Origin of the sequence: Mucilaginibacter flavidus, from assembly GCF_024055575.1 — a bacterium.
Lineage (GTDB): Bacteria > Bacteroidota > Bacteroidia > Sphingobacteriales > Sphingobacteriaceae > Mucilaginibacter > Mucilaginibacter flavidus.
Genome location: NZ_JAMXOE010000003.1, coordinates 273,233 through 290,735, shown reverse-complemented (window position 1 = coordinate 290,735; position 17,503 = coordinate 273,233). Strand labels below are relative to the sequence as shown.

Below are 17,503 nucleotides of genomic sequence, written 5' to 3'. Positions count from 1 at the left end.
GAACTCTAAATTTTCCCGGACTGTAAAGTTATGCTAATTTTTTTAGCATTTTATATAAATTATTACAAAATATTTTCCACTTTTGTTTTTATCATTTTAAGTAAACAGGTTATGAATACTACTTTTTTGCTGAAAGAAGCCAAAGCATGGGTTAAGCGCAGGCAGGGCCCCGACGAAATTGTGCGCGTAGTGCCCGACATAGATGACGACAACAGGGCGCTCACCTATAAATTATACGTGGCCTATGGTGCCAACACCCGCCACCTGCCCGATGAGAAAAACCCGGATTACCTGGGCCAGATATTGTTTGACCCCGAAGGTTACTGGATATACGACGGCAATGAATTAACCGTAACCGAGCAGGAACAGCTGGGAAAGTTTATTATTAATTATGTGGAGGTTATTTGATGTTATAAACATTTCGATATAGAGACGCAATATTTTGCGTCTCCCGCGTGCAGGGTAATTGTAACGTTCTATGTGTTATCGGTCTGAGACGGAAAATATTCCGTCTCTACAATGAAAATAGATAAAGGAAAGGATTAGTGCGTATGCTAACAGAACAATTAAGCTTTTTTGCCGAAGCCGGTCAAAGCAAAGGGCTGCCTATTGAATTATTAGATTACAGCCCGGGATTTTTCACCCAACAGGAAAGCGACCATTTACTGGATAAATTTATCAACGAAACACCCTGGAAACAAACCATACAAAAAATGTGGGACAAGGAATACCCTACTCCACGCCTGAGCACCTGGTACGGTGACCCGGGCACTGATTATTCAGTAGCGGGAAAAATTGCCAACCCCTGGCCATGGACGGATGATTTGCTGATGATTAAGCATAAAGTAGAACCTTTTGCCGGCGTTAAATTTAATAGCGTATTGCTGAATTACTACCGCGATGGCAACGACTCAGTAGCATGGCACAGCGACCGGGAAAGCGTACTGGGCCGCAACCCCATCATTGCCTCGGTTAGCATTGGGCAGGTACGCAGTTTCGATATCCGCAATAAGCAAGACCACAGCGAAAAATATTCGATACGATTGGAGCATGGCTCATTCCTGCTAATGAAAGGCGGATTGCAGGAAAACTGGGAACACCGCATAGCTAAATCAATTAAACCTATGCGGGCAAGGATAAACTTGACTTTCAGGGTGGTGATTTAATCGTGGAAAAGCTGCGGCGACTATGAACTATGAACCATCAACTATGAGCTACTTCCCACTAACATACTCCATCGCCCCCTTAAAGGTAGTTACCCAAACCTCATCCTTATGCTGACTCAGATATTTAAGCAGCTCGCGGTGTGCCTGTGCGGAAGTAACCAGGTAATCGCCGCCTACGCCATGAAACATAAACACACCCATACCGCCGCTTGCCTGTACTTTTTTTACAAAAGCAATTAAATCGTTGCCGGTATAATTACCAACCACCGCCCACGAGGGTACCAGCAGTGGGTCGAGCTTGCTGTAATCAGTAACTATAGCATTTTGGTCGCCACCCATGCGTGCATATTTTACCAAGCCCGACTTACGCAGCGAGTCGACATAATCAACCCCGCCAACTTTCGATTCGGTGCAGGGGTATGCATAAGTATGTGTCGACGCGCCATCAATGGCATATAAAAAATTATTCATCATCCCTATTTCACGCAGAATGCCGTAGACTGTATAATTTTCGGAATTATTAATGGGGTTACCTTTTACGTTGGTTAATAAACAAGGGTGGTAAAGTGTATGATTGGCCAGTTCGTGCCCGTGATTAAATGCTTCACGCCAGCGTGGTAATACTTGCGGTGTTATATTCCCCGTCAGGAAAAAAGTGCCCTTCAAATGCGCAGAATCCAATTGTGGGATAGCAATATTCAATTGCGACATAATAGCATCATCATAAGTAAGTACGATGATTGCTTTTTTATGGTTGGGTGCGGTCTGTTGTTGGCCATAGGCCGTAAAGCTTACCAGCAATAAAAATATGGTTAGTCGTTTCATGTGGGTTTATAAATATAGGGCGGACTAAATTAAGATTTTATTGCTTAAAAGGTCTGCTTCTTTTTAGCGCGAGGTAGTTCCCTGCGCTGATAATAATTATTTTTTTCAAATTATTTATGGAATCAATTCCATTTCTGCATCCTGGATAAACACAAGGTAACTACGGCACCCCGCAGGAAAAGAAGGAGATAATTGTGATGCAGATGAAGAAAGAAGCCGGCGGTGGTGCCGTCTATATCGGCGATTTGGATTTTTAATAAATGCCCATACCCTAAACCATTAATAGTTGAATGCCACTCCGTAATGGGTGGCATTTTTTAATGTAGGGAGACACAATACTTGTGTCTCCCGCTGACAGGTAACGAACATGTTTTTCGGCATTATTCAGAGCCACAAAGTATTGTGTCTCCGCAAAAATCACACATTTTCCAACCCGTATTTCTTCAATACGTTCTGTGCCCCCCTCCCATTTGACTGGGGGGTTACCTTTATAACCCAAATCCTCTATCCCCATTTTGCTGGTGAAAAAATCGATGACAGTTAGCTCGAGCATCTTGTTAAAAAACACTACACCTTGCTGCATGGCTGGTTTTGTCTTTAAATAATGATAATAAAACCGGGCTTATTCAACCTCAAAATGCTGTTCGTCAAACAACACCCCATTATCTGTGATGCCCTGGGCAATTACCGTAAACCCGGCTTTTATGTCGCCGGTATAAAAGCTAAGTATCGTTCCTTTGTTTTCATCTAACTGAAGTTGATTTTTCCATAACAAGGTATTTTCATATAACGGCTCGGATAAAATAATATCGCTTTCCCCGTATGGATAAAACTCTTTTTTTATATTAATTCCGTCAAAATGAGTCCCCTTGGCAGGTTGCGGCTGGCAGCCCTGGTACATTGTTGTCCCTCCCCCCGGCACCAAATATACCTCTCCTTTAACCGGTGGATGGCTATCTCTATTGTGCCCAAAACTTGGACAGTTTAAATAATTGTATCTGCATACATAATCGCCGCATTTATTAGGACCTGTACCATATTCATCACCTTTGCTGCCCTTAATAGTCACCTGCTTAAGCAATATCCTATTTTCTAAAATTGAAATCTCATCGTTTTGATCACTCATTTTTAAAGGTGCCGATATACTATACGCTGGTAATGACTTGGCTATGTTTTGATTTAGCGGGCCATACGGGTCAACTAGCCTGATGAGGAAGTTTTCTGCATCATCACCGGTGGCCATTATCGTCAGTTTTTTGTCCCTGTGCGTAAGTAAATCTGTTGTGGCCATTTCAAATCTGCCGATGCTGTCAGTAAGTATAGGCCTGGTTACCGAATCGCCAAAGAACATCAGCATTTTAGGTTTCTTTAGCGGTTTATTGTGAATTGTGACTATACCATGAAACCGAAAGGAGGTATCGTTTTGATGGTAATTTTGTTGCGGAGTATCTTCAATATATCTTCTCCATCCATGTACCAGCAAAACGTCCTCCAGGTATTTTTTCTTTTCGGTTGAATTACGGTTATCGAATGAAAATGCCAGGTTGTTTATCGAACTTTCCAAATAGGCAAAACTTTCAATATCATTGAAATTCTTACGGTCAATACGGTTGGTACGCACACATGCTACAGACACCAGGCCTTGTTTGGATGTGGAAGAATTAAAAGTGAGATGTAAAATAACCTTCTTTCTTTTACCATATTTTGCCTGATCCGCAACTATTTGCAGGGCCGCCGCCTTGTCATAATGTGCAAAAAAAACACGTTCGGCGCAGGGCTGCAAATTTTCGTTATAAACGGTAATCGTGGCCAACCCCCGGGGTAAACTATCCAGGGCTACTTTAAAAACGCCGTGTTTTTTAAGTTCGATATTTGTTAATGCATAAAATACCTGCTGGTTGTTATGAATCACAACATGAACTTTACCGTTGAGTGTACCGGCGACTTTAAAAGCTAAAGTATCGCGCGCTATTGCGGATGACAGGGTAATCACAGCGCCTTGCTCCATTGCCGCCGGCAAACTGAACTGGCCCTTGTTATCAAAACCAATTGTCTTTAATGCATAGCTGCTTCCGGGTTTAGGCCTTATAAAAAATCTACCCATGCCAAATGCAGAGGTTTCGACTGTATCGATAAATTCCCCATCCTTTAAAAGCACTGCTTTTAACTTCAACAACGCGCCCGCACTGTCTTTAGCTTCCCAACCAACAAATTGGGGTAAATTTGCCACCAAGTTACCGCCTTCCGGATAAAATTTAATGCTGATTTTGGCAGAATCGGTCCGGGTTAATGCCGGAGCTTGAACGAGCTGTGACTTAGTTTTTGTATCGGGCTGCTCAATGCGCTTAATAGCGATGCGCTGTGTAAATATTGCATCGGGTTTTCCTTTTACAAAATGATTAGTGTAAGCAAGTACGGAATAGTCGCCCGTTGCAATACTATCCGGAACTAAGATGCCACCTGAGGATGCCGCCCCTGTTATAACGAACTTTTTTTGTACAGCAATAGTATGATCTGTATTTTTTATGATAGCTACAGAAAGTATATCTCCGCTACTTCGGAGTGCATCGGTATTGAGCAGGTAGGCGGTAAACCAAATATTTTCGCTGGGGAGATAGACCGTTTTATCGTAATGAACAAAAAGTTTCGCAGTTTGATTAGTAAGCGTGACATTGATTAGGCCTTTTAATGTATCATTGGCAGTTGCAGAGCCCTGTGCCAAAACAGCCGGGCAGGTAGCTAACAGAAAAAAAAATATAAAATAGTATTTAATACTGCGGTTAATGCTCATTTTTTTAGGGAGAATTTTAGGGTATTCTTACAGCGATAATGGAGCAATTTAAGCGTTAAACTTCTAATTTTCAAGTGCAATTTACTTAAATTGTGCAGGAACCGGCCCTATGGGCATGTTGGCCGGCGGTATTTTTGCACTCATGATGATGATATCCCTGGTACCCCTGCCCCCATTTGCATTGGCATCTGCAACTTTAATCTCGGTGCCATAATGCCATACCCTTTTATCATTCCAGAAAATCAGTTGCCCTGCAGGTACCATGGCATTAAATATCATTTCGTCCGTTTTTTTGCCATTGTCATCCATCACATACTGGCTCACACCCGAGTCAACAGCCAGGTTATTGCGGTTAACCACCAACATGCCTACGTGGCGGTTGCCGTCCTGGTGAAAGCCCTCAACAGCGGGTAAACCGACGCGAATGGTATTGCAATCAACCCTTTGAAACTGTACCAACACAATAGCGTCGCCCCAACCAAAAAATGTCGCGTATTTAATTAACAGCTTGTGAAAGTCGGCGCTGTCAGTTATATCGCTACCTATAGGCGGATATTCCCGGCGCATGCCACCATGAACCGGGTTGTACAAAATGGATTGTTGCATAGCATATTGCGGCAAATGCCAACAGCTATAGCCTGTTTCATCCGAGTGCCAGGCGGGTTTGCTTGTACTTAGGTAGCGGCTGCTTTCAACATCATTCAACCCACTTAACTCATTCACCGTTTTTATATGCTCATCAATCTCTGCTACCGCATCAGCCATTTGATGCTTTATTCTGAACCAACCTATCGATTTATAGCGATAGCCTTCTTTTATATAAGGGTCGACCGGAATTTCATCAAAAACCAGCTTCCAGCTACTCACATCCATAAACTCAGCAGTATCAATCGCTTCATATAAAAAGCCGGACAAGTCCAGTTCAACCGGCGCTTTACCGGGAGCTGCATTGGTGCGATTGGATATTGAGTTGTTAATGGTCATAACATTAGCTTTTTATTGGTGCATTTCCTTACCGGATAGCGTGTATTCTCCTGCAGGCAAATGATATTCTAAATATCCATTTTTACTGCCGATATATTTTGCGTAAGCCGAAGACACCTTAACGCCGGCTATATTAGGTGCAGGAAAATATGCTGTAGCTGTTGTGCCAGGCGGCACGGTTACGGATAAGTAAAGACTGCCGTTTTTACGCTCCCAGGCGGATTTTATCAAGCCCGCCGGCGAATCGTAGCTTGCTTTAGCCCAGGTCATCTGCTGTTCAGTTAGTTTAGGCGGATGGATGGCAAACTTTTTAAAGCCTTGTACATCCGGGTCGCGGCGGATCCCGGCAACGCCATCAATATACCATGCGCCCGGGTACAAATAAGAACTATGCAGCAACGAGTGACCGGGCAAATCCTTTTCCCACATTTCCCAAAGACTGGTAGCCCCGTTTGCCTTCATATATCCCCAACCCGGGTAATCAGTTTGCGACGTCATGGAGTAAATCAAATCATCACGGCCCAAACTGCGTAACAGTTTAAACAGCATGGCCCCGCCTGTAATACCCACGTGGATATGCCCTTTGCGTACCACCAATATTTCATTTTCCAGCCTTTTAATTACCAAATCACGTAACGCGGGCGGTGGTACTTCTGCTAATAGCGCCGCAGCTAAATCTCCCATCGAACTATCGGCATAACTGTGGTCGTCTTCGTGATAGTAGGCAGCCTGTATGGCCATGCTGGTTATGGCAGCTTGCTTCTCCCATTGCAGGGCTTCTTCCTTGCGGCCTATTTGCCGGGCAATTTTAGCGGCAGTACGCAGGTTATAAACCCAGTAGCAGTTGTTAAAGCATATATTTTGCGGCTTGCCATTATTCATTCCTTCAACACCTGCATTGGGCCATAGCCAGTCGCCTAAAAAATCCCAGTCGCCGCCGAAGCGTACCAGCATATTATTCTGCGCATGTGAGTTTAAAAATGCCAGCCAATTTTTTATCAAATCAAAATTCTTTTCAAGCACACGGGTATCGCCCTGTTGCTGGTAAAGCAGCCATGGCAGCGATATTACAATACCGCCCCAACCAGGCCCGCCACCACCCCAATATGTAGGCGCCGTATGCGGTAAAATACCATAATCAGCATTACCGCCATAGTTTGTCGCATCCATCGAGCGGGTGCCCTGTACATCGCGCCAGTCTTCCATCCATTTGGTATAAAATGCCCCAAGCTGGTATGTGTATAAGCCTGATTCGGATGTAGCATGCGAGTCGCCGCCGTAACCCATGCGTTCGCGTTGCGGGCAATCAACTACGTAACCACCCAACGAGAGATTTTCAAAATTCCAGCGCACTTTATCATAAATCCAGTTTTGTAACGAGTCGGAGCAGGCGAATGTGGCAGCATTATCGTAAGCGGTGCGCACTACCCAGCCTTTAATATCGGTCAACGCTGGCTTATCTTTTAAGCCACTGATGGTTATCCACCTACCCGAACTGTAATTAAAACGGTTTTTAAATGTACCCTCGCCGCTTGCCCCTAAAATATAGGCGCTATGTATACGAAACGTCATATCTTCTTTTTCGCGTTCAGAAAACTTAATATCAATACGCTGCCCTGGCTGGCCTTTCAACTTAATCTCCGTCCAGCCGGAAAAGTTTATTCCCATGTCAACCCGAAACGTTCCATCAACGCGCTGCTCAATTGCTATCGGGTGAATTTCGTGATACAAGCGATTGGGCTCAACCATCTGAGCCGAAAGCGTTAACCGCGGATGATACACCACTGCCTGCTTCCAGGTAGTTTCATCACAGCTCGCCAGGTTCCAGTCGGGTATTTCTTTTGATGCATCCCAAAGCTCGCCGCCCATGTTCAGGAATTTCCATTGTTCCAAAAGCTTATTAGGGCTTGGGTGGGTCTTCCAGGTATCGTCAGTTTTTATGCGCATCGCCGGCTGTTTGTCACCAACTGCATTATATAAATCAGCCTGCGCGGTTACAATCGGCGCAAGCGGTTTGTCGTCAGTATGATATGACGCGTATATCGACCATGAGGCCCCCAGCCATAACGACACTACATTTTTGCCGGGCTTTAATTCTCTACTTATATCATAGGCCACATATCTTGCTCTTTTAGTATTATCACTCACGCAGGGCGAAAGCACATCTTCCCCTATTTTTTTGCCATTTACATACAACTCGTGGTAGCCTATTGATGCAACAAACATCATCGCTTTTGCAGGTTTTACTGTTAAATCAAAGGTCTTGCGTAACCACGGGTCGGCTATGGTGCAATCTACCTGTGTGGGGTCGTTCACATCGCCTGTACCGATCCATGCGGCAGACCATTCTGCATGATTATATAAACCGGTGCTCCAATGTGCCGCCGAACTCCAGCCTGAAGTCTTTCCCAACTCATCGTTAACGCAAACTTTCCAACAGTATAATTTATCAGATACCAGCGGATTTCCGCCATAAACCACATGCTGCATCTCATCCGACTTTACCCAGCCCGAATCCCACATATCACCTTTACCAGCATTTAAAATCTCTGCCGATGAACTAACCAACACCCTGTATGCAGTCTGTCTTTGTGCAAAAGCATGTACGTTGATGGCGGCTAATGTCCAGCTTAGGCGAGGTAGAGGCTCATCAATGCCTTCCGGATTTACCAGGTATTCGCAACGCAAGTTTTCGGGGTGGATACTGCTTTGTGCCTTTATAAATGCAGGCAGGCAAAGCAACAATAGCAGCAATAGTTTTTTCATCCGGGATATTTAAGCTGATGGCAGCGGTTTACACAACAGAATTACATTTTTAATTTGTTTTAAGCAAATATGTAATGTCATTTATACAGGTTGTCACCAATAAAATGTACAATTGTGAGCAGTATTGGTGCAGTAAAAAGCAATTAAAATAATAATCATCTCATTACTAAGGTATTAATAACTCAATATTAATGCACAAAATCACTGTTAACATAATGATAACATTGAACTAACTTTAATATAACCTACATTTGCAGCAATCCTTAAACTATGAAAGAAGAAAAAACAAAATCGGCCGCTAAAGCTGCACATGCAGCAGAAAAGAAAACTATTAAAGAAAATTTAATAAAAGAATTGAGAGTATTTGCCACAAAACTTGGCCATACTACCAAAAAAATTGAAAAAGACATTGAGAAAGCGGCTAAACAATTGGCAAAAAAACTGGCAAAACCGGTAAAAAGCGAACATGTTAAAGCCACAAAGGTAAAAGCTGAAGCTAGTGCTGTGCCGGTTGCAAAAGCCCAAAAACTTGCTGCCGTTGATAGCAAGCCTGCTGTAGCTGCGCCAAAAGCTGTAAAAAAGGAAACAACTACAAAAGCCGCGCCTGTAAAAAAAGCAACTAAATAAAATGTTAAAAAAGATTTACGAAGTTGTAAAACTTCGTAAATCTAATCGCATTGAGTGGCCCCAATTCTCTGCATTACAAAATCAACCACCACATCGCATCTAACTAAATTAAATTCAAACAATTGTTGCGGCCGCCAGTAACTATCCAATTCGTCGCGCAGCATTTCTTTAGCACGGCTCAAGCGGATTTTCACGTTCGATTCGCCAATATTAAGCGCTTCCATTGTCTCATTAGTACTCATTTCCTGCACCTCGCGCATTACAAATACCAGCCTGTATTTTTCGGGCAATCGGGCAACCGCTCTTTCAAGCAGTCCTTTTAGTTCTTTATTCATCAGCCCCTTTAGTGGGGTATCGTTATGATAATCGTTACCAGGTTTTTCCATCAGCACTTTTTGAAGTTTTAATTTTCTTTTTTTATGCAGCAGGCTTTCGTATATCAATATCCGGGTCAGCCACGTCCCAAAGCTGCTGCGGCCCTGGAAATTTTTTAACTGCTGGTAAGCATTTATGTAAGCCGTTTGCATAATATCTTCCGCCTCTTTATCATCATTAATAATCGACATACTGATGCGATACATCCGTTGGTTATACTTGCGCATTAAATGCTCGTACAAGTGTTGTTCACCTTTAACTACCCTATCAACAATTTCTTCGTCGCTCATTTTTAAATTAAAAGTATCTTTGGCCGTAATCATTAAAAACAGGATTTTATTAAACTATAGTGTATCCTGATGCAAAAGGGTTACAAAAATTGTAAAATACCTGATTAATCAAGTCCATCAAATTGATAACCATAACACAGTGCGATATTAGCCAGCTTTATTTATTAGCCGAAATTGCCATAACATCCTACAAACAAACCTACAACTATTTATGGCTCGATGAAGCTGAAGCTTATCTTAAAAAATTTTATGATACGGCTGACTTTAAAACAGATATAGCGAAACCCGGCGTTTATTATTTTTTCGTTTACGCCGATGATGAACTGGTTGGTTATTTCAAATTAAAAGAAAGCCTAAGCTCGCTTAATTCCGAAAAAAAATGCCTGGAAATAGAAAAGCTATATTTACTACAATCGGCCACTGGTAAAGGTATCGGCAAAACCGTTATGAATTTCATTTTCGACTTTGCAAACAAAAAACAATGCACCACACTGTTATTACAGGTTATGGAGAGTAGTCCCGCAAAGTTATTCTACGAATCGTACGGCTTCAAACAAACCGGCAGAGCCCGATTAGATTATCCCTTTTTGATTGATGAGTACCGGTGGATTCTGACGTACGTTTTAGAGTTGCTGGATTAATGCTTACCGGTGTCTTCAACCACTCACCACAACCCATTTTGTAACCCTTTTTAAGCAGCCTCTCTCTAATGTTTAAAAAATCAATAAAATGGAGCAAAACACAAGTAACACAACCCGGGTACAAACTATTTTAAAGTTTACCTACGGGCTTATTCCCATTGTTGCCGGGGCCGATAAATTCACCAACCTGCTTACCGACTGGGCACACTATCTAAGTCCGGCATTAAAATCGGCATTGCCCGTAAGCGACCATGTTTTTATGTCGATTGTTGGCGTAATTGAAATTATTGCAGGTATATTAGTATTTATAAGCCCGCAAAAGGGTGGTTTACTGGTAAGCGCCTGGTTGGTACTAATAGCGTTGAATTTGATTGCAGCAGCTAACTATTATGATGTTGCGGTTCGTGATTGGGCTATGGCTATCGGTGCTTTCTCACTTTCAAAACTATCTCAAAAAACAATATAATGGAAAAGCACCTGGTTAAAGTTTTAGAAACCGGATTTGTAACCCACAACGTTAAAAGATTTAAAGTAGAAAAACCAGCCGGGTACACTTATGTATCCGGCCAGGCTACTGATGTATCCATAAACAAACCTGGCCTCGAGGATGAGCTGCGGCCATTTACATTTACATCAGTTAACACCGACGATCACCTTGAATTTACTATTAAAATTTACAAGGGCAATAACGGCATTACAGAAAAGCTCGCGGACATTATTGCCGGCGACGAATTAATTATTCATGAAGTATTTGGCGCCATTGCTTACCATCAGCCCGGTCTGTTTATTGCAGGCGGTGCAGGCATTACCCCATTTATATCGATACTTAGGCAATTAAAAATAGATGGAAAGCTGGCGGGCAACGTGCAGCTATTTGCCAACCACTCCCCTGCCGATATTATTTTGAAGGATGAGTTGACGGAATTGCTGGGCGAAAATTTTATTAATGTGATTAAAGTTCCGGACGGAAAAATCATTGATAAAACCATGCTCAGTACATATGCCGGCAAATTCGCAAACTATTATGTATGCGGTCCGGATAAATTCACCACTGATATGATTGATAGCCTAAAAGGTCTGGGCGTAGCAGAAGAGCAAATTATTTTCGAGCACTGATTGCATTTAGCGGTTATACACCAATAAATTCCGTTAACACCACCTGTACACTGGCTTTTTGAACACCAAATGTTCCTCTGCTTGTTGGCGACCTGGTGGAGGTATCCACAAATACATTAAAATTTAAATTCCTGATAATTAGCATATTCCAAAGCGTTCCAGGTGTTCCGCGTGGAAAAATGGAACGCTTTGCGGCAAAGTTCAAAACCTATCCTTATTAATGATTTTGCAAAAATTCCAGCAAAACCAGCGCATGATTTTGCTCTGCATCCCTTGCTGCATATAGCAACGTAACTGTTTTGTGCTCCTTTATTAACAACAATAAGTCATTAACTGCAGGGTTGTCTTTCAGTTCCAGCACATATTTGTGCCTGAATTCATCCCACCTGCCGCCATCATGGTGGTACCATTTGCGCAGTGCATCTGTTGGGGCAACAGCCTTCAGCCAAAGGTCAATCGCGGCGTCTTCCTTTTTCATGCCACGGGGCCATAAACGGTCAACTAATATTCTAAACCCGTCAGGTTCTTCTGCGGGATTGTAAATTCGTTTGATGCTTATGTTGTTCATATTTAAAACGTCGGTTAGTTTTCCAAGGCGTAAAATATTGCTTCTTGGAAAAGTTCATAAATCTATCTCCTTCCCCTGCTCCGGGAAAATCAAATTAAATCCCAATTTATTCGCCGCTTTTACTTCTGCTTTTATTTTATCAATATTAACCTGTGGCGGTTTTACGTGCGTTATTATCAAATTAAATCCTTTAATCGCGTCCGCTCCAGTTAAAACTGCCAGGTTATTCATTTCCTTCATTAGCCAGTTGGGGGTGAAATGACCGAACAGCGTTTTATCGGGCTGAATATTCGGGAACGAGGTTTCAATCATTATAGCTTTAAGCTTTTTGCTTCTTATCAACCGAGCAACCACTTCCCATAGTTTATGCAGCTTGTTGCTTTTTTCAATCTCATCCGGACCGGTATCGCCTAAATACAAAATATAAGCACCATTGCTTTTTACTAAAAATGCGGTACTAGTAAGATTGGAATGGCTTAACGGGTAGGCGATAACCGTCATTGACGTATTTTTTATGGCGATGCTACTGTCGGGCAATAATGGCTGGTAATGGTATTTTTTTAGCAACGGCGCATCGCCCTCATCGGAAAAATTGGCCCAGCTATCCCAGGTAAAATAATGCGTTTTGATGGTTTGTAATGTACTTGCCAGCCCATAAATGGTCTTGGCGGTGTCGTCCGGCGAATTGATGATCAGCCCGGCGAGATGGTCGAGATGGGCGTGCGAAATAAAATAGCCTTTGATGTATTTGCGGAGCACTTGCTCAACAGGTAGACTAAACACTTTATTGGCGATGGCCTTTTCAATACCGGCATGCAGCGTCCCCGCATCAAGACAGATATAGTCGTTGGTTTCAGATGCAGCCACCATATAGGCTGAGAGATTGCTTTCGTCAGCACCACCTTTTACACCAAGCGGCACAATTTTAAAGGCTTTTTTTTGCTGCGAAAAGCTAGAGATTGGCAGTATCAACAAATATAAAATACTGAAAATAAAATATTTACGGAACATATTTTTTAGTTTGTGGAAGACTTACGAAGTTTTTGAACCTCCGTAAGTCTCAGGGTTCACTATTTACAGGTCGAATATTAAAACAACTTGCCGAAATTATTATTATAAATCAACATATTTGCTGTAAAGATTTAGACGAAGTTTAACGATTTGTTAACCTAGCCTCTGATCTCCAACCTCTAATCACTATAACAGTCCTGATGGAGAAACGAAAAATATTAATTACCGGTGCCAGTAAGGGTTTAGGGCTGGCCATTTCGAAAAAGCTATCAGGCCAATATACGTTAATATTACACGCATCAAAACCCGAAAGTTTTACTGAGGTCATCCCGGGTAGCCATATTTTATACGCCGATTTTTCGGACGCTGAAGCCATCAATACCTTTTGTAAGCAGCTAAAAAAAGAACATGGCGACTTATACGGCGTAATCAACAATGCCGGCGTAACTTATGACAAACCCCTAAACTATCAGCCCGAGCGCGAAATTGACGCCATGCTGAATGTAAATTTAAAAGCTCCGATATTGATCTGCAAAACAGCTATGAAAATATTCAGCCTTACACAGGAGGGGGTTATTATTAACGTCAGCTCGGTTGTAGGCGAAAGCGGCAATGCGTTTCAGTCGGTTTATGCAGCTACCAAAGCGGGCTTAGCAGCGCTATCACGCTCGTTGGCGCAAGAGGCGGCCGCCACAAATACCGAGCACAAAATAAGGGTATTAAGCGTCTCACCCGGTTTTATAGAAACCGATATGACCGCAGGCATACCTGAAGCTATCAAACAGAAATATTTTAATATGATACCGGCTAAACGATTTGGAAGGGTTGATGATGTGGCGGATACAATTGAGTTCCTGCTATCAGACAAGGCATCATACATTAACGGCACAAATATCCACATCAACGGCGGCTTAATATGACAGACGAAGAAAAAGAAGTTTATTTGGATATTATTCAACACGGTAACCTGGTTGGTGTGGACCCTGTAAATTTACTGCTTCATGGCCCAACCAAGCGACTGGTGAGCGCTTACCATTGGCATTCGCCCAACAAAGGCATAGTAGCCAGCTACTCTCCCACCGAACGGGATGTTGAAGACCACTTCAATGTATTCCGCGGGGTCGACCAGATAGAGGCGTTCGCCCAGGCCACAATCGTATCGTGCGCCACTTTCCTGCAATGCCGCAAACAAAATTGTTTGCCTGATGTATTGAGGGATACATTTGTACCGGCTTTTATCAGCATTGGCAATGTCAACTTTCAGAATTACCTGGAGCTTGGCGATACATTTATCAGCATCGGCAACATAACATTCTGGAAATGGCGGCAAATGGTTTGCGATGGACGCATTTACCGGGTACCAAAAGGGCTCGATTTGGATGAATATTTTAGTGATTTTACCGAGGAAAGATTATTAAAGTATGATATTAGCAAAGATTTTATAAAAGTGGCCGAGCTGCACGACATTACCGGCCGGGCAATACTGATAGAACAATTTAACAAATTAGCATAATATGGCAAACGAAAGACAAGAGATACTTGAAGGTTTACTGGAAGTACTGCGTACTGTACGCACAATTGACCCGGCAAAATTGGAGGGTGTTACCGAAGAAACCGACTTTTTAACTGATATGGACACCCCATCAACCGAGTTGATCAACATTGCAGCTAAGGTGGAGCAAAAATTCGACATAGAGTTTGAGGATGAGGACATCGACCGTATGGGTTCGAAAGTTAAGGATGTTATCGATTTGATCATTATGGTTATGGAACGCAGTGCAAATAAATAATTTATGAGTGTAGCAGGACGAAGAGTTGCAGTTGTTGGTATGGGCGGGGCTTTTCCAACCTGTGCGGGGCTTGAGGAGTTTGATAAAAAATTATTTACCGGCCAGAGCCTGATACGCGAATGGCCCAAAGCGCTGCAATACCCCAAGCAAATCCGTTCGACCGTGGCCGGTTATATTACCGAGCCGGAAATGAACCTGGAAGCTATTCACCCGGTACCGGAAACAGAATGGCCGGAAACCTACGTAGACCACCTTGGTCGGATACCCGACCTTAACCTGGCTACAGCCGACCTCGGTTGTGTTTGGGCCATGATCGGCGCGCTGGAATCAATTGAAATGGCGGGGTGGACAAAGGAAGAAACCGAATCGGAACAAACCGGCGTGGTTGTTGCTTCGGGCGGCGGCGGCAACGTGGTATCGCGCCACGCATGGCACGCATTTTACGAACTGGGCAAAAAAACCCGAATGGCTGGTTCACATACTGTAGACAGGGCTATGTCGTACCGCGAGGCAGCCAACGTATCGTGCCTGATAAGAAATAAAGGCGTCTGCGAGTCTATTATATCAGCCTGTGCTACAGGGCTTGGAAATATCGGTTATGCCTATCGCCTGATAAAATTCGGATTGCAGGACCGTGCTATTTGCGGCGGTGTTGAAGGTACTGCTCTGGAAACTTTTATCGGCTTTGACGCCATGCAGGTATTGAGCAAAGGTTTTGCACCTGAGCAAAGTTCACGCCCTTTTGATGTAAAACGTAATGGTTTTGTTTGTTCATTTGGCGCCGGTATTGTGGCGCTTGAAGAATATGAAATGGCAAAGGCGCGAGGTGCAAACATATTGGGCGTTATAGATGGCTACTTCAATAACTCCGACGGTGACGGCAACATGTTCTATCCATCGTACGATGGGCAGCGCCGTTTGTGGAAAGGCTTAATGGCGGATGCCGAAATTAAACCCGAAGTAGTTAAAGTGCACGGCACGGCTACCCCGGTTGGAGATATTTTAGAGCTGATAAGCGTTGTCGACACTTTAGGCGAAGACGGCTACCATGTAGCTGCACCAAAGGCGCAGTTCGGCCACATGCTTGGGGCGGCAGGGTCGGTAGAGTTTATTGCAACCCTGCTAATGCTTAAAAATCAAAAAGTATTGCCCTGTATCAATTCCGACGAGTTAAATACCGAGCCGGAAAACTTCCAGAAGAAAGACGGCTGGCAGGGCTCAGACAAACCTGCAGCAGCTTACCGGCACTTAATTTCGCAGGAAATAGTAGAGAAGGAAATTAACCAAATAGTTTGTTTAAATTATGGTTTTGGCGGCACCAACAGCGCCATGGCAGTTTCACGGGATGATAGATAATACAAATAAGGTTGCGGTAATATTCGGTGTTCGGAACGAAAGCTCCATAGCGTATGATATTGCTGTAAAATTACACCGTTCGGGTTGCAAGGTGGCCCTAAGCTATGTTGCAGACACTAAAAACGAAGTTTTATACCTGATGCAGCAAAATGGCATGGATACCGCTTTATCTGCCCAGGTTGAAATAAGGTCCGAAGAGGAAATAAGCGCCTTTATGCGGATGGTGTATGACACTGCGGGGCCGATAGATTATGTGCTGCACGGTGTGGCCTTTGGCAGCCAGTCGGTGATGTGTTACAGCTTGCCGGGCAGCAACGAGCCGGCGCCATCTTATATAGATATCCCGTTTGATGATTTTATGGATGCGTTTAATATCAGCGCTTATTCGCTTTTGCGTGTTGCACGGGTAGCCCAGCCCCTGCTGGCAAAAGGCGCGTCTATTTTAACGCTTACCTATAACGCTTCACAAAGGGTATTTCCAGGCTATGCTGGCATGGCTATTTGCAAGGCCGCATTAGAAAATATCATGATATACCTCGCCAGCCATTTCAGAGGCACAGGTGTGCGGGTGAATGCTATTTCGGCAGGTTTGGTGATGACGACATCGTCAGGCGGTATTTTCGGCGTGCGCAAGCTGCGTAAGATGGGCAAATTTACGGCCCCGCTTGGTAACATCGACGCTGGTGATGTTGGCGATGCCGCGCTGTACTACTTTTCTGACTTATCAAAAAAAGTTACCGGTAATATTCATTTTGTTGATGGCGGGTTTAACGTTATGGGGCTTGGTGTAGATGGAGAAGGAAATTAAAACAGCACTGGAAGAACTGATACCCGCTCAAAAATTTTCGGCAGGCAACGATATTGTGTTTATTCCTGACTTCGAAAAATCGTTTACACCATCGTTTAAAGCCAAAGTTTATACTGAAAACGAAATAGCTTATTGCGAGCAGTTTGAAAACCCGCTGCTCCGTTATGCTTCAACATGGGCCGCTAAGGAGGCTGTTTACAAAGCCATAAAACAGGTTGATCCATCGGCTCTTGGGCCAAAAAAAATCGAAATACTTAGAGATAAGCCCGTTGGCAGACCAACCGCGTTTATTCATCGCGACGGGCTCAAATTTGACATCGGCCTTTCCATTTCGCACGATGGGAATTATGCCTGGGCGATAGCGTTTATTGAAAACATTTCATAATCAA

At 43.4% G+C, this 17,503-nt stretch carries 21 protein-coding genes; 12 read left to right on the top strand and 9 right to left on the bottom strand.

The window, feature by feature from the left end; translation table 11 throughout:
- The first annotated feature begins 111 nt into the window (after positions 1–111).
- Positions 112–408, top strand: coding sequence for a hypothetical protein (locus NAF19_RS09135; protein WP_252789732.1), 297 nt, complete (start codon positions 112–114; stop codon positions 406–408).
- Between the two features lie 143 nt (positions 409–551).
- Positions 552–1,166, top strand: coding sequence for an alpha-ketoglutarate-dependent dioxygenase AlkB family protein (locus NAF19_RS09130; RefSeq protein ID WP_252789731.1), 615 nt, complete (start codon positions 552–554; stop codon positions 1,164–1,166).
- Positions 1,167–1,214: 48 nt separating this feature from the next.
- Here NAF19_RS09130 and NAF19_RS09125 read toward each other — a convergent pair whose 3' ends face one another.
- From NAF19_RS09125 to NAF19_RS09105, 5 genes are all read right to left on the bottom strand, one after another.
- Positions 1,215–1,991 (bottom strand): polysaccharide deacetylase family protein, encoded by a 777-nt coding sequence (locus tag NAF19_RS09125; RefSeq protein ID WP_252789729.1) that lies wholly within the window; start codon positions 1,989–1,991, stop codon positions 1,215–1,217.
- A gap of 271 nt (positions 1,992–2,262) precedes the next feature.
- Positions 2,263–2,574: a gluconate 2-dehydrogenase subunit 3 family protein gene (locus NAF19_RS09120; protein ID WP_252789727.1), complete on the bottom strand. Its 312-nt coding sequence runs from the start codon at positions 2,572–2,574 to the stop codon at positions 2,263–2,265.
- 39 nt (positions 2,575–2,613) lie between these two features.
- Entirely contained in the window at positions 2,614–4,782 is a 2,169-nt protein-coding gene (locus NAF19_RS09115; RefSeq protein ID WP_252789725.1) for a hypothetical protein, read from the bottom strand.
- A gap of 81 nt (positions 4,783–4,863) precedes the next feature.
- Positions 4,864–5,766 carry a 2OG-Fe dioxygenase family protein gene (locus NAF19_RS09110; protein WP_252789723.1) on the bottom strand — a complete coding sequence of 301 codons (903 nt, stop codon included), beginning with the start codon at positions 5,764–5,766 and terminating at the stop codon, positions 4,864–4,866.
- 12 nt (positions 5,767–5,778) lie between these two features.
- Positions 5,779–8,532, bottom strand: coding sequence for a family 78 glycoside hydrolase catalytic domain (locus NAF19_RS09105; RefSeq protein ID WP_252789721.1), 2,754 nt, complete (start codon positions 8,530–8,532; stop codon positions 5,779–5,781).
- A 270-nt stretch (positions 8,533–8,802) separates the two neighbouring features.
- Here NAF19_RS09105 and NAF19_RS09100 point away from each other — a divergent pair, with 270 nt between their 5' ends.
- Positions 8,803–9,159 (top strand): hypothetical protein, encoded by a 357-nt coding sequence (locus tag NAF19_RS09100; RefSeq protein ID WP_252789719.1) that lies wholly within the window; start codon positions 8,803–8,805, stop codon positions 9,157–9,159.
- Between the two features lie 41 nt (positions 9,160–9,200).
- Here the strand turns inward: NAF19_RS09100 and NAF19_RS09095 are convergent, their stop codons facing one another.
- Entirely contained in the window at positions 9,201–9,857 is a 657-nt protein-coding gene (locus tag NAF19_RS09095; RefSeq protein WP_252789718.1) for an RNA polymerase sigma factor, read from the bottom strand.
- Between the two features lie 89 nt (positions 9,858–9,946).
- On the opposite strand from NAF19_RS09095, the gene NAF19_RS09090 reads away from it, so the two are divergent.
- The 3 genes from NAF19_RS09090 to NAF19_RS09080 all read left to right on the top strand — a co-directional run bounded on the left by NAF19_RS09090 (position 9,947) and on the right by NAF19_RS09080 (position 11,581).
- Positions 9,947–10,465 carry a GNAT family N-acetyltransferase gene (locus tag NAF19_RS09090; RefSeq protein ID WP_252789716.1) on the top strand — a complete coding sequence of 173 codons (519 nt, stop codon included), beginning with the start codon at positions 9,947–9,949 and terminating at the stop codon, positions 10,463–10,465.
- A gap of 88 nt (positions 10,466–10,553) precedes the next feature.
- Complete coding sequence (locus NAF19_RS09085; protein ID WP_252789714.1) at positions 10,554–10,931, top strand: hypothetical protein; 378 nt, start codon at positions 10,554–10,556, stop codon at positions 10,929–10,931.
- Positions 10,931–11,581 (top strand): ferredoxin reductase domain-containing protein, encoded by a 651-nt coding sequence (locus NAF19_RS09080; RefSeq protein WP_252789712.1) that lies wholly within the window; start codon positions 10,931–10,933, stop codon positions 11,579–11,581. The genes NAF19_RS09085 and NAF19_RS09080 overlap by 1 nt, the downstream gene beginning before the upstream one ends.
- Positions 11,582–11,594: 13 nt before the next feature.
- Here the strand turns inward: NAF19_RS09080 and NAF19_RS09075 are convergent, their stop codons facing one another.
- From NAF19_RS09075 to NAF19_RS09065, 3 genes are read right to left on the bottom strand one after another with little or no spacing between them, the layout of a single operon-like run.
- Positions 11,595–11,786, bottom strand: a complete 192-nt coding sequence (locus NAF19_RS09075; protein WP_252789710.1) for a hypothetical protein — start codon at positions 11,784–11,786, stop codon at positions 11,595–11,597.
- A 12-nt stretch (positions 11,787–11,798) separates the two neighbouring features.
- Complete coding sequence (locus tag NAF19_RS09070; RefSeq protein WP_252789708.1) at positions 11,799–12,149, bottom strand: DUF488 domain-containing protein; 351 nt, start codon at positions 12,147–12,149, stop codon at positions 11,799–11,801.
- Positions 12,150–12,203: 54 nt separating this feature from the next.
- Complete coding sequence (locus NAF19_RS09065; protein WP_252789706.1) at positions 12,204–13,160, bottom strand: MBL fold metallo-hydrolase; 957 nt, start codon at positions 13,158–13,160, stop codon at positions 12,204–12,206.
- A 200-nt stretch (positions 13,161–13,360) separates the two neighbouring features.
- On the opposite strand from NAF19_RS09065, the gene NAF19_RS09060 reads away from it, so the two are divergent.
- From NAF19_RS09060 to NAF19_RS09035, 6 genes are read left to right on the top strand one after another with little or no spacing between them, the layout of a single operon-like run.
- Positions 13,361–14,080, top strand: a complete 720-nt coding sequence (locus tag NAF19_RS09060; protein ID WP_252789703.1) for an SDR family NAD(P)-dependent oxidoreductase — start codon at positions 13,361–13,363, stop codon at positions 14,078–14,080.
- Positions 14,077–14,673, top strand: coding sequence for a hypothetical protein (locus tag NAF19_RS09055; protein WP_252789701.1), 597 nt, complete (start codon positions 14,077–14,079; stop codon positions 14,671–14,673). The genes NAF19_RS09060 and NAF19_RS09055 overlap by 4 nt, the downstream gene beginning before the upstream one ends.
- Position 14,674: 1 nt before the next feature.
- On the top strand, positions 14,675–14,950 hold the full coding sequence (locus NAF19_RS09050) for an acyl carrier protein (protein ID WP_252789700.1): 276 nt from the start codon (positions 14,675–14,677) through the stop codon (positions 14,948–14,950).
- A gap of 3 nt (positions 14,951–14,953) precedes the next feature.
- Positions 14,954–16,306 carry a beta-ketoacyl-[acyl-carrier-protein] synthase family protein gene (locus tag NAF19_RS09045; protein WP_252789697.1) on the top strand — a complete coding sequence of 451 codons (1,353 nt, stop codon included), beginning with the start codon at positions 14,954–14,956 and terminating at the stop codon, positions 16,304–16,306.
- On the top strand, positions 16,260–17,114 hold the full coding sequence (locus NAF19_RS09040; RefSeq protein ID WP_252789696.1) for an enoyl-ACP reductase FabI: 855 nt from the start codon (positions 16,260–16,262) through the stop codon (positions 17,112–17,114). The genes NAF19_RS09045 and NAF19_RS09040 overlap by 47 nt, the downstream gene beginning before the upstream one ends.
- Positions 17,098–17,499 (top strand): holo-ACP synthase, encoded by a 402-nt coding sequence (locus tag NAF19_RS09035; protein ID WP_252789694.1) that lies wholly within the window; start codon positions 17,098–17,100, stop codon positions 17,497–17,499. Before NAF19_RS09040 ends, NAF19_RS09035 begins: the two co-directional genes overlap by 17 nt.
- Positions 17,500–17,503: the final 4 nt, after the last annotated feature.